Raw genomic sequence first — 12,041 nt, 5'->3', positions numbered from 1 at the left:
GCCCATGGCGTTCCACGCCCAGCCAGCCGGAGGGCCCAAATCGCCGGGTCTCGCGGCCCATACCCGTGGTTCACGAGGCGGCCGCGTAAAGCGCACCGCCGTATCGGCCCAAATTGCCGCGTCTCGCGCATGCATAAGTTCCTAAAGCATCAAAAAAGGCCGCTCCCTGGGGAAGGAGAGCGGCTTTTTTGGTGGAAGCGGCTGGGCCGCTTCTTGAGGGGGAGCATTAAACGAATACGAGGCTTGGTCTGTTGCTGGCTTGACCTTAGCAAAGCCGGCATTTCCCGTCAACATTTCTGCCTGGCCCTCAGTACGTAAAAATCGTCAGCCGGTGGTGGACCAGCAGCCACAGGGTGGCCAGAGCGAGCAGGACCAGCGCCACGGCGGTAGTGGCGATGACAAAGAGGGTGGTGTAGCCGGTAGCGTCGATGACGGCACCGCCAAAAAGCGGGCCGAGCGCCCGGCCGGCGGAGGCCCAGGCGTTGACCATGCCCTGGTAGCGGCCCTTCAGTGCCCGCGGGGTGAGGTCGTTGACCAGGGCCGGGATGGCCGGGAAGGCGGTGGCCTCGCCCAGAGTCAGGACGGTCATGGCCAGGACGAACCAGGGGTAGGTCTTGGCGAAGATGAGGACAACGAAGGAGAGGGCGACCATGGTGATGCCGAAGAAGACTTGGTTGATGAGGTGCTTGCCGCTGCGGGAAAGGGCATTGAGGACGGCTTGGACGGCGACAATGAGGCCGGCATTCAGCGTCCAGAGAAGACTGTACCGGCTCAGCGGGATGCCCAGATCCGTCATGTAGACGGACAGGTTCGAGACCCATTGCTGATACATCGTCCAGATGATCAGCAGGGCGCCGAAGAAGGCAATGAGCACAATATGGTTGATGTGCGGCAAGGGTTCGCGGGGCGCCGGGGCCGGTGATTCCACCGTGTCCGAGACATCAGTTTCTGAACTGGCCACAGTCGCTGCTGGTCGGTGCGACCGACTGCCGCGAGGCCGGCTGATGGGCCGGTACGCGATGGCAACGACAATCATGAAGAAAGCAAATAACGCCGCGGCGATACCGAAGAGCAGGCTGACACTGATGTGGTAGACGTATCCGACGATGGCCGTGCCGGCCACGACCCCCAGGTTCTGGGCAAAGTAGAGCATGTTGAAGACGTAGCGGCCGTCATAACCGCGGATGCCGGTACCGATGGCGTTGACCAGGGTCAGGTTCCAGCCCGAGGTGACGCCCAGGACCACCAGCAGTTCGGCGAAGACCGGCCAGCCGTGGTTGACGGTAAGAACGACCAGCGTCACCAGGGCGAGGCCCACGCCGCTAAGCAGCAGGCCGTACGGGTTGGCTTTGTCGTAAGCCAGCCCGGCGATGAAGCTGCCGGCCACACTGGCCAGGGAGTTCAGAAGGAGAACCACGCCCACGGTGGTCAGGGAGATGCCCAACCGGTTGTGGAGATAGACACTGGTCAGCGGCCAGATGAAGCTCATGCCGATGCTGCTGAGCAAGGCGCCCAGCAATAGCCAGCGGAGTTTGAATGGATGCACGGTCATCCCTCTTTCAGAAAAGTTTGCGTTACTGCTATTTCTACCAGAAAGAAGCCGGAAAAACAATACCAGCCGGCCCTTTCTGGTAAAATGAGACTACATGACCCGTACGCCATTGGAGGATGAATTCGTGACATTATTAAGTGCCGTGGTACCTTGCTACAATTCGGAAGATTACATGGGCCGCTGTGTGGACGCTTTGCTCACCGGCGGAGCGGCGGTGGAGATTATTATCGTGGATGATGGGTCTACGGACGGGACGGCGGCCATCGCCGACGGGTATGCCGCGCGTTACCCCCAGCAGGTGCGGGCCATTCACCAGCCCAACGGCGGCCATGGGGCGGCCATCATGACCGGCTTGCATGCTGCGACAGGAGACTACTTCAAGGTGGTCGATAGCGATGATTGGCTGGATCCGGCGGCCTTGCAAAAGGTGTTGAGCGCACTGCCGCAGAATTCAGTGGACATGTTCATCTGCAACTACGTGTACGACAAGGTGGGCAAGAAACATAAGCAGGCCATGAATTTCCGCCGCGCATTGCCCCAGAACCGGGCCTTCACCTGGCAGGACGTGAAGCTGCCGCCGGGCAAGTACCTGCTGATGCACTCGGTCATCTTCCGCACCCGGCTGCTCCAAGAGATGCACCTGACCCTGCCGCGGCACACGTTCTATGTGGATAATCTCTTTGTCTTCAAGCCGCTGCCCTATGTGCACACCATGCGCTACTTGGATGCGGACCTGTACCATTACTTCATCGGCCGGGCGGATCAGTCCGTCAATGAACAGGTGATGATCAAGCGCATTGACCAGCAGCTGCAGGTGAACCGGGCGATGATCACGTATTATGCCGGCCGCCAGATTCAAGATGCCCATCTGGCCCGCTACATGCAATCCTACGTGTGCATCGTCACCGGCATTTCTTCCATTGTTCTGCTGAACGACGGGTCCATGGCCAGTCTGACCAAGCACCATGCGCTCTGGCAATTCATGGCCCATACCGATGCGGCCCTGTATCGTCACGTCCGCTACAGCATTGTCGGCTGGGGCGTGAACATGCCCGGTCGGGGCGGCCGCCGCTTGTCGCTGGCCATCTACCACATGCTTCAACGGTTCTACAGCTTCAATTAAGTCGGGGAGAAAGTCAGTCAAGCAGAAAGGGGCGTCATGATGAAATTACTAGTGGTCGGCTCTGGATTGTTCGGTTCGGTGGTGGCTCGGGAACGGGCCTTGGCGGGGGATCAGGTCACGGTGATCGACAAACGGCCGCACCTCGCGGGCAATATCTATACGGCAGACGTCGCCGGGATTCCGGTGCACCGCTATGGGGCGCATATTTTCCACACCAACTCGCCCCGGGTTTGGCAATACGTGACTCAGTTTGCCGCCTTCAACCGGTTCACCAACCAGGTGCTGGCCAATTACCACGGTCGGCTGTTCAATCTGCCCTTCAATATGAACACATTCCACCAGATGTGGGGCGTCACGACGCCTGCGGAAGCCCAAGCTAAGATTGCCGCGCAGCAGACGGCCGGGGCGAGCCGCCGGCCGGCCAATCTGGAGGAGCAGGCCATTGCTCTGGTGGGCCGGGATATTTACCAGACCCTGATCAAAGAATACACGGCCAAGCAGTGGGGCCGGGACCCCGTGGACCTGCCCGCGTTCATCATTCGCCGCTTGCCGGTGCGGTTCACTTACGACAATAACTATTTCAATGACCGCTACCAAGGCATTCCCGTGAGCGGGTACACGGCGATCGTCGAAAAAATGCTGGCCCTGCCCACCATTACGGTGCAGCTGAATACGGACTTTTTGGCTGACCGCGGGGCGTTGACCGCTGCCTTTGACCGTATCGTGTACACGGGGGCCATCGACGGCTTCTTTGATTATCGGTTTGGTACACTGGCTTACCGCAGCCTGCGTTTTGAGGATGAATTACTCGACATTCCCAATTTTCAGGGCAGTGCGGTGGTCAATTATACTGACCGGGAAACGCCGTATACCCGCATTATTGAACACAAACACTTTATTTTTGGCGGCGGCAATCGCCGCCAAACGGTGATCACTCGGGAATACCCAGCTGCCTGGCAGCCGGGTGCTGAGCCGTATTATCCGGTGAACGACCCGGCTAACGAAGCGTTGTTTCAGCAGTATCGGACCTACGCCGCGGCCCAGGCACCCCAGGTGATTTTCGGCGGCCGGCTGGGCGCCTATCGCTATTACAATATGGACCAGGTGATTGCGGCAGCGCTGCAGGTGGCCCACAACGAAGACTTGTGGCGGGCACAAAAAGTATAATGAATTTGAGATTTCAGCGCACGGCAGGAATTGTTTTGCGTAATTTATTGAGAAGGACAAATCGGGGTGCTTGGCGCTGAACTTAGCAGTCACCCTGGGGCAGAAGGCCACACCGGTTTGGGGCGCTTTGGCCAATTAAACGAAGGAGGAAATGCCATGGGCAGTGTTGAAGAGATGTTGGGCCGCTTGTTTTCACCGGCGGGATTAAAACAGATAGTCAACGCGCACGATACAGCACTCGTTGACGAGATGCGGCAGCGCATGGCCATTGCACCGTCCCAATCAAACAACGCGGTTGTTGAATTGGCCTATCAAACGATGAGCCGGCAGTATCGGAATGAATATTTCTTCAAAAATACGCTACTGACGAAAATCCTCCTCGGCCGGCACAGTATTCATACGTCCACGGCGTTGCGGGAACTACCCGTTGCCGGGTCAATTCTGGATTTCTTGATCATCAATGGGATTGGGCAAGTGTATGAGGTTAAAACCGGCTTGGATAACTTTGATCGGTTACCATCACAATTGGCCAGCTACTACCAAGCGTTCAAATATGTCACCGTGGTAACGGACGATTCCCATTTGCCCGCCGCCACGGCACGATTGCAAGGGACAGACGTTGGCCTAGTTGTGCTAACTCGCCGCAACACACTGCACACAGTGTGGGCACCAAAGCCGCGCACCGAGCAATTGACGCACGAGGCCATGTTTAAAATATTGCGTAAAGGCGAGTATGAAACCATTCTCCGCGCCCATTTCGGCAAACTGCCCCAAGTCAATCAATTCCAGTATTACAGGGCATGTTTAGCTTGGTTCAAGAAAATCGATCTCGAAACATGCCATCAGGAATTGCTTGCCGCACTGAAAAAACGGACGACGATTCAAAGGCACGCCGATCAGTTCCAGCGCGTACCGCAATCATTGAAAGAGCTGGTGTACTTTGCGGATTTCCAGGATGCAGACTACGCGGAACTTGACCAAGTACTTCAGCGGATACCCCAGAGGGAGGCATCAAACCATGTATTTTCCGTATCTTCGCGGTAAACAGTTCGAGTTAATTGCATTGCGGGAGCTGCTTGCCCAGAATTTGCTGACGGAGGCCATTATCCCTGTCATTGAACCGGTCAAAGCCAGCAGTACACTATTGAGTGTCTTGGTTCAATTTCAAGAAAAAAACCACCCAATTGCCGTGATTCAGAATCCAAGGGTGGCACCCTATACGCCCTTTGACAATGAGGTAGTTACTCAACTGAAGCAGTCAGATTGCTTTATTCCTGCGTTATTCATTAACCAGGCTGACGATCTTGCTCAGCTCGGCCAATTTTCTAACACTCAAAAAATGGTTATCGTGACACCGGGAACACGGATGTCTATACCTGATAACGACAGCCAATGGGATGACGTGTTAAAGCTGATTGCTGTGGAAAACTTTCACTTTTTGCGCCGGGCGCGCGGAAACGTCATTGAACTAGAGGATTCATTCAACAAAGCGCAAAGAAACGCCGACTATCTTGATGTCGATGACGAACTCTTCTCAGATAACCAACGATATTTTCGAGACGATGGGTTGAGCGGCTTTAGCGACTATTCAGTTGTTGGAAAAGAGTACACCGCGTCCGGGTTCGCGCCGATGGCCGTGGCTATTCATGTCGTCTACTTCGATGGGGAAAACAGTCTGCGCATCAAGCATTTTGTTTCTGACAGCAATCAAGACATTTCAGATCCTGCTGGAAAGGCCGGTGAAGCGTTAGAAAAGCTAGTAAAATGGGTGCAGGCGCCTGACTTTGACCACGACAAGAATGATTCCCAAGCACTGGCGAGTTTTATCCAAATGGCTGGCAACGGGCAGTACTCGGGTCTGGGAATCATCAAAAAACTGTCAATTCAACATCATTTGGAAATTATGGGGCGGTATTTGACCGAGCGGTACGGCGCATGAGATGTTGTATTGAATGCTTCCGGGATATTGACATCCGAGCGCGAATCAAGCGCATTCACGAGCGAGGCTTTTGTGAAGTGAGTGAAGAACACCGTGCAGAAACGTGGACGATGGACCTGGACCGGATCGATCGTCAATCGGAATACGGAGACGGGATGGTGCTGGACTTTGAGGAAATTGCTGATTTATATGCGCCCACGTCCAGTGATGTGACTCAATCCCGGAAACTCGCAGAACATTTGAAGGATGAGTGGGGCATTTTTGCGCTGACTTTTGAGGAAATCCAGCGTTTGCTTGATGCCGTGTTGTCCGATTATTTCTCGAAGAATCCCCTGATGCAGCACGGGCCAGTCGCACCCGTCATCATGCCCGGGAGTCAGTTTTACAACGATGCTTCAATTCTGTCAGGCAAGTCCTGGTCGGAATTCGAACGCGTTATTCGGCATGAAAATCGGTTCCACAATGGAATTTTCAAGCCTAACCAACTTATTGCGTTCTTTGAACAATTGGTGAGGGATATTTCTGTAGGAACAGTCTTTCAAAGGGCGCGAATTATCCAGGAATCTGAGATTCCCTTGGAAGCACAGGGCATCGGCCCAGCACCGGCCGACAAAGCAGCAGCTGGCCGATTGAACGCTTCAGGAATTTCGTATCTTTACCTGGGCACAGATGAAAACTCTGTCGCTGTTGAAATCAAACCAGCCGTCCAAGATGTCGTGGCTATTGGTACTTTTTCTGTTACCGAGGTGCTTAAGGTCGTCAACTTGGATGCTCTGGCCAATTTAGGACCATTTCGTGTTGCAGATAAGTCCTCATATCTCATTAACCGGCCTATTTTGCTTGCGATTAATACCGCACTTCGAAAACAAAGCGGCCGTACGCGCAGCGAAGCCGCGTATGCTCCGACTGAGTATATCAGTGATCTCGTGAAAACCATGGTGGTCGAAGACCAATTAGTAGACGGCATTATGTACGACAGCACAGTCAAATCGGGGTCCAAAGACTTGGTTTTATTTCGTTCAGACAAGGTTCGATTGACCGGGGGTATTGCTTATTATGGGGTTCAAGGTTTAATACCAGAACTGCGCCGCTTACAATCAGAAATGTGACCATATTTTCGTGCATAAGAAAGGAGCCGTGTACTTTTCCCCAGCGGGTAAAGTCTCGGCTCCTTTCTCAGTGCTTAATCCACAAAAATAATCTGAAATATCTTCTTCTCCGGATCCACATTCACACTGCAGTGCCGGTTCAGATCGGTGACGATCTGGTGGGCGAAGGTGACCTTGTCGTCGAACGTCTTGGCGTGGGCGGTGAAGTCCGTCTGCTGATAGTCGTAATGCATGGCGATGAATGAGGCGTCGGTGACGAAGCGCAGATTGTTCTCGTCGTGGCGGGCGCCGGGCTTGAGCACGGCGTCAATGTAGTGGTAGATCTGGCGCGGGGTGAAGTGCAGCGGCGTGCGCAGCACAGTGTGCACCTGGTAATCGGCCACGTCGTCGATCATCGTGTCGGCGATGGTCACCTGCGTTAAGGCTTGATAGAGTTTCATGATGTCATTAATTCCTTCCTGAAGCAATCAATAATTAAGCGGGCAGCGCGGCGATATGGGCCAGGGCGTCCCGGAATTCCGTCTGGGCTGCCAAGTCGGTCTCTTTCGCCAGAGCGGCGGTGAGAAAAGCACTGATTTCCGGATTTTGGTTCTTCAATAACTGGCTCACCGCCCAGGCCGCCGTCCCTCGAATGACCGGCCGGGGATCCTTGTCGATGACTTCCAGTAATTTAGGGAGGGCGCTGCGGTCGCGCGTGTTGGCCAGAGCAATGATAGCGTTGCGCTGCAGCGGTTTCTTTCCTCGCCAGGCACCAGCCAGGGCGCCGAAGCGGTTCTTGAATTCCTTATTAGACATCGTCAGCATGGGGACCAGTTCCGGACTGACCCGGTCGGGATCCGGCGTCATCTCCGGATGCCGAGCGGTGTCTTTGCCTTTATTGAACGGGCAGACCAGCTGGCAGATGTCGCAGCCGTAGATGACATTGCGAATCATCGGCCGGTACTCCGCCGGCATCATGCCCTTGGTCTGGGTTTGGTAAGACAGACAGCGCTGGGCATTCAGGTGGCCGTCCCCCAGCAGCGCGCCGGGCGGGCAGAAGTCGATGCAGCGGGTACAGTCCCCGCATTGACAGGGAATCGGCGTGTCGGGCGCAAATTCAATATTGGTGATGATTTCTCCCAGGTAGACCCAGGAGCCGAACTCTTTGGTGATCAGCAGTCCGTTCTTGCCGATGAAGCCCAAGCCGGCGCGTTGGGCCACGGCCACGTCCACCAGCTCGCCAGTATCGACCATCGGCTTGAAGTTCACTGCGGCATCTTCCCCGGCCAGCCGCTTGATTTCCGCAATCAGCCGGGTCATTTTCTCCCGCAGAATTGTGTGGTAGTCGATACCCCAGGAGGCCCGAGCAAAGTAGCCGCGCTTGTATTCGCTGCGCGGGGCGCGCTCGTGCATGCGGCTGGGGTAGGCCAAGGCGATGGCGATGATTGAGCGGGGCTGGTCGAAGATCTTATCCGGGTGCACGCGTTCGTCGATATTCTGGTGTTCAAAACCGCTGCTGTAACCCTTGGCCCGCTGAGCCGCCAGGCTGGGGGCCAGCTCGCTGAAGGGGGCGGCGGTGGTGAAGCCGATCTTATCGATGCCGATCGTTTGGCTGGCCGCAATGATGCGCTGTTTGAGGTCCGTGTCCGCCATGGTCCCGGCTTCCTTTCTCCCTTACTTCGTGGTCAGATACAAACGGCGCAGATCCTGGATATCGCCGTCGCTGAGAGTGAGGACGTCCCGCAGGTAATGCTGGACGTCGCCGCTCATGTTGCGGATGGCGTGGCGGGCGGTGTTCAGGTAGTCCGCGTTGACCGTGAAGAGCGCCTCGATGTTGCGCACCATGGTGCTGTTGCCGCCGTTCTTGCGGACGTCGGCGAGCACGGCGGCCACCCGGTCCTTGCTGGTCTCGTTGGTCAGCAGGTAATCTTGGGTGATGACCTCGTCCGGAACCCGCAGGGCGCTGAGGAAGAAATACGCGCCCATCCCGGTCCGGTCCTTGCCGGCGGCACAATGGAACAGGACGGCCTGGTCCGGCGTATCGTTGGCCAGCAGGGTGGCGAAGAACTGCTTGTAGGCGTCTTGGGCATGGGTGGTCTGGACCATATCCCGATAGACCTGCAGCATGTGCTGGTAGCCGTTCTCCGGATCTTCCCGCATCATTGCCTGCAGCTCCTTGGCTGACTTAGAGTTCTGGGTCTCGTCTTCGGCGAGCACCGGGTTGAATTGATAGTCGACCCCGGCGGGCACCTTGTCCGGCTGCTGACTGCGTTCTTCGGTGGACCGGAAGTCCATATCCACGCGGACGCCGTAATCGTAGAGGTACTGCTGGTCAGCGGCGCTCAGCTCGTTCAAGCCGGCGGAGCGGATGATCTTGCGGTACTTGACCGTCGCCCCGCTGGCAGTGGGATAACCGCCCAATTCCCGATAGTTGAAGCCGTTCTTGATAGGCAAGACCCGTTCTGTCATGTTGATGTGACCTGCTTTCTGTCAATTTCTGGTTACTTCCAGTTTAGCATGGATAGCCGCGCTTTTCGCAACAAGGTACAATAGAAGAACAGAATACAGGAGGTGAGTGAGGTGCGGGTGATCGTGGCAGCCACGGCCTTTACGAAAGAACTGGACGGTTTGGCGGCTAGTCAGCTGCTGGCCGATGGTGTCCAAACGGCGGTGCCTGATGCCCGGGTGGATATTTGGTCCTTCCCGCCGCCGGGCCGATTATTATTGGCGTTACAGCGCATCGTTGGCGGTACGGTCCGGACGATCCCGGTGACCGGAGCGTATGGCGCTCCGACGGTCCTGCCGTTTCTGCAAGTGGGGCCGAAGACGCACCCCACGGCCTATGTGGAGACGGATGCCCTGTTTCCCGCCCTCACGCCAGCCACCGCTGCCCGAGCGGACCAGGCGACCAGCTTCGGTTTAGGGGAAGGCCTGCTCCACCTGCTGATTGACGGCACGACCCGCATCGTTCTGCTCATCGGCAACCACCTCGCGGGGGACGGCGGCGTCGGCATGCTCCAGGCATTGGGGGCCCAGATCCAGGCCAGCCGCCGGCCGGATCAGCGGGTTGCCAATCCACTGTTGACACTGACTGGACTGGACGCCAGCCGGCCGGCGCTGATGCTGCAAAAGGCGACGCTGACGATCATGACGGACAGCCGCTTCACGTACACTGGTCTGGCGGGGTTCAGCGGGATGCTGGCGGCTCGCCAGCACCTCGCGCCCCGCTGGCAGGAACGGTTCAATACTCAGTTGCGGTTAGCTGAGGCCCAGCTGGCGCCGGCCCGGCACATCACGATTGCCGGCGTTCCCGGCAGCGGGGCTGGCGGCGGGCTAGCTGGGGCCTTGCTCGCGGTGGGCGGCCAAGCGGTAGTGCCGTTCACGCCCTGGTTCTGCGACCAAGTCGGGTTGACGGTCGAACTGCGCCAGGCGGACTTTCTGCTCACCGCGGCGCCTGTACTAACCCCTGCCATGGGGTTAGTGGGCGGGGTCGTGCCCTTGGCCCGGCTCGCCCGGCAGTTCCGGGTACCCAGCGGCATCGCCCTGCAAGCCGACCACACCCCGGATCCGCGGCTTAGCCGCTTGTTCACAGACATTTATCTGACCCAGGTCACTGGTCTGATGGGCAGCACGACGACCGGGGTCTGGCGGCGCAGTCTCAAGGTAGCCGGCAGCGAACTGCTGGCCCGTTTCTGCCAGCGGCAAAAACAGCCAGAAAATTAATGCGTGGATGCGCCGTTGGGGCGCGTTGTATGCTAAAGTGAAGTTGGAAAGGATGGGAGAAAAATGGCGCAAGAATATCACAACATTTTGGTCCCGCTGGACGGTTCTGCTGAGTCCGAGCGGGCGCTCAATAAAGCCGTGGCGGTCGCCCAGCTGAACCATGCCCATATCGATCTCCTGCACGTGCTGGATACGAAGCAGTTCGTTGGCAGTTACGGCGGGATGATCACCGAGGATACGATTTATCAATTATCCGAAGATGCCCAAAATTACTTACAGAACATCGTTGATAAGCTGAAGGAAGAACAAGGTTTCACGGACATCTCGATCCACGTCCGGTTTGGCAACCCCAAGACGGTCATCGCCAAGGATTTCTTGGAGGATCACCACAATGACCTGATCATGATCGGGGCCACTGGGCTGAATGCCGTGGAACGCTTGCTGGTGGGGTCTGTGACGGAGTATGTCAACCGCCACGCGCTGTGCGATGTCTTAGTCGTTAAGTCCGGTTTGGCCAAGGCCAAGGATGAAGCCCGGGCAGCCAAGAAAGAGGCGGCTAGAAAGCCGAAGTAACTGGGGAATAATGAAGAAAAGTCAATATGGGATCCTGTTGGCCGGCGCCGCTGCCATGATGTGGGGCGTCTCGGGGCCAATGTCGCAGCTGCTGTTTGCCAGTGATCACGTCTCGGTCCACTGGCTGATTGCTTCGAAGATGATTCTCGCCGGGACGATCGTCGTCGCCGGCGGGTTTTTGACCCAAAAGGAAAAGATGTTAGGAATCTGGCGCACTTGGCGCAATATCTGGGCGCTTCTGGCCTTCACGGCCATTGGCATGGTGTCGATGCAGTTCATCTACTACCAGGCCATTGCGGTGTCCGATGCCGCCACGACGACTATCTTGCAGTTCATGTCGCCGATCATCGTGGTCTTCTATTTGGCTGTGGCCGAACATAAGCGGCCCTCCCGGATCGACATGGCCGCAGTGGCGCTGGCCATTGCCGGCACCTACCTGATCGTGACCCGGGGCCGTTTCGGCCACCTCGCCATCACGCCGCTGGGTCTGTTCTGGGGTATTGCCTCGGCCTTTGCGGCGGCAGTCTATACCCTCGGTCCGCGCCGCTTGATTCGGGAATTCGGCGCCATCGCCACGGTCGGCTGGTCCATGCTTTTGGGCGGTCTCGCCATGGCCCCCACCGTGCCGGTGCACGAATGGGTCCCGCACCTGAGTCCCGCCGGGATTGCGGCCTATCTCTTTATCCTGATTTTCGGCACAGTATTGGCTTACGCCATGTACCTGGGCAGCCTGCGCTTCACCACCGCCACCGTCGTCAGTATTTTGGATTCTTTTGAACCCCTGGGGGCGGCCGTGTTATCGGTGGTCATGTTCAACCGGCGGTTCAACCCGATGGAGATGCTGGGGATCGCCTTGATCATCCTGACGGTCATCGG

12 protein-coding genes are annotated in these 12,041 nt (G+C 57.0%); 8 read left to right on the top strand and 4 right to left on the bottom strand.

From position 1 onward, the window contains the following. Positions 1–307 precede the first annotated feature (307 nt). Positions 308–1,552 (bottom strand): MDR family MFS transporter, encoded by a 1,245-nt coding sequence (locus L248_RS10040; protein WP_022530096.1) that lies wholly within the window; start codon positions 1,550–1,552, stop codon positions 308–310. A 124-nt stretch (positions 1,553–1,676) separates the two neighbouring features. Between L248_RS10040 and L248_RS10035 the strand changes: the two genes are divergently transcribed. The 5 genes from L248_RS10035 to L248_RS10015 all read left to right on the top strand — a co-directional run bounded on the left by L248_RS10035 (position 1,677) and on the right by L248_RS10015 (position 6,890). Then, positions 1,677–2,675, top strand: coding sequence for a glycosyltransferase family 2 protein (locus L248_RS10035; protein WP_040536198.1), 999 nt, complete (start codon positions 1,677–1,679; stop codon positions 2,673–2,675). 39 nt (positions 2,676–2,714) lie between these two features. After that, entirely contained in the window at positions 2,715–3,842 is a 1,128-nt protein-coding gene (gene glf / locus L248_RS10030) for a UDP-galactopyranose mutase (protein ID WP_040536172.1), read from the top strand. A 156-nt stretch (positions 3,843–3,998) separates the two neighbouring features. Next, entirely contained in the window at positions 3,999–4,886 is an 888-nt protein-coding gene (locus L248_RS10025; RefSeq protein WP_022530093.1) for a sce7726 family protein, read from the top strand. Continuing rightward, on the top strand, positions 4,861–5,781 hold the full coding sequence (locus tag L248_RS10020) for a sce7725 family protein (protein ID WP_022530092.1): 921 nt from the start codon (positions 4,861–4,863) through the stop codon (positions 5,779–5,781). The genes L248_RS10025 and L248_RS10020 overlap by 26 nt, the downstream gene beginning before the upstream one ends. Before the next feature lie 77 nt (positions 5,782–5,858). After that, on the top strand, positions 5,859–6,890 hold the full coding sequence (locus L248_RS10015) for an RES family NAD+ phosphorylase (protein WP_022530091.1): 1,032 nt from the start codon (positions 5,859–5,861) through the stop codon (positions 6,888–6,890). Between the two features lie 74 nt (positions 6,891–6,964). Here the strand turns inward: L248_RS10015 and L248_RS10010 are convergent, their stop codons facing one another. Genes L248_RS10010 through L248_RS10000 form a run of 3 tightly spaced genes read right to left on the bottom strand, consistent with a single transcriptional unit; the run spans position 6,965 to position 9,338 of the window. Further along, positions 6,965–7,330, bottom strand: a complete 366-nt coding sequence (locus L248_RS10010; RefSeq protein ID WP_040536168.1) for a hypothetical protein — start codon at positions 7,328–7,330, stop codon at positions 6,965–6,967. Positions 7,331–7,364: 34 nt separating this feature from the next. Continuing rightward, complete coding sequence (gene queG, locus L248_RS10005) at positions 7,365–8,522, bottom strand: tRNA epoxyqueuosine(34) reductase QueG (protein ID WP_022530089.1); 1,158 nt, start codon at positions 8,520–8,522, stop codon at positions 7,365–7,367. Between the two features lie 21 nt (positions 8,523–8,543). Further along, a complete protein-coding gene (locus tag L248_RS10000; RefSeq protein ID WP_022530088.1) occupies positions 8,544–9,338 on the bottom strand; it encodes a tyrosine-protein phosphatase in 795 nt (264 codons plus the stop codon). A 111-nt stretch (positions 9,339–9,449) separates the two neighbouring features. On the opposite strand from L248_RS10000, the gene L248_RS09995 reads away from it, so the two are divergent. The 3 genes from L248_RS09995 to L248_RS09985 all read left to right on the top strand — a co-directional run. Further along, on the top strand, positions 9,450–10,592 hold the full coding sequence (locus L248_RS09995; protein ID WP_040536165.1) for a glycerate kinase: 1,143 nt from the start codon (positions 9,450–9,452) through the stop codon (positions 10,590–10,592). Between the two features lie 63 nt (positions 10,593–10,655). Continuing rightward, on the top strand, positions 10,656–11,165 hold the full coding sequence (locus L248_RS09990) for a universal stress protein (RefSeq protein WP_022530086.1): 510 nt from the start codon (positions 10,656–10,658) through the stop codon (positions 11,163–11,165). 10 nt (positions 11,166–11,175) lie between these two features. Then, a partial coding sequence (locus L248_RS09985; protein ID WP_196812027.1) for an EamA family transporter occupies positions 11,176–12,041 on the top strand: 866 nt, incomplete at its 3' end.

It is taken from the genome of Schleiferilactobacillus shenzhenensis LY-73 (genome assembly GCF_000469325.1).
GTDB classification, from domain to species: domain Bacteria; phylum Bacillota; class Bacilli; order Lactobacillales; family Lactobacillaceae; genus Schleiferilactobacillus; species Schleiferilactobacillus shenzhenensis.
Note: the sequence above shows the minus strand (reverse complement) of the source record. Positions and strands in the feature narration are given on the sequence as shown.

Bases quoted from the DNA above. Each gene is read 5' to 3' on its own strand.
- L248_RS10040 (WP_022530096.1), bottom strand. From the start codon at position 1,552: ATGACCGTGCATCCATTCAAACTCCGCTGGCTATTGCTGGGCGCCTTG.
- glf (WP_040536172.1), top strand. From the start codon at position 2,715: ATGAAATTACTAGTGGTCGGCTCTGGATTGTTCGGTTCGGTGGTGGCT.
- L248_RS10025 (WP_022530093.1), top strand. From the start codon at position 3,999: ATGGGCAGTGTTGAAGAGATGTTGGGCCGCTTGTTTTCACCGGCGGGA.
- L248_RS10020 (WP_022530092.1), top strand. From the start codon at position 4,861: ATGTATTTTCCGTATCTTCGCGGTAAACAGTTCGAGTTAATTGCATTG.
- L248_RS10010 (WP_040536168.1), bottom strand. From the start codon at position 7,330: ATGAAACTCTATCAAGCCTTAACGCAGGTGACCATCGCCGACACGATG.
- queG (WP_022530089.1), bottom strand. From the start codon at position 8,522: ATGGCGGACACGGACCTCAAACAGCGCATCATTGCGGCCAGCCAAACG.
- L248_RS10000 (WP_022530088.1), bottom strand. From the start codon at position 9,338: ATGACAGAACGGGTCTTGCCTATCAAGAACGGCTTCAACTATCGGGAA.
- L248_RS09990 (WP_022530086.1), top strand. From the start codon at position 10,656: ATGGCGCAAGAATATCACAACATTTTGGTCCCGCTGGACGGTTCTGCT.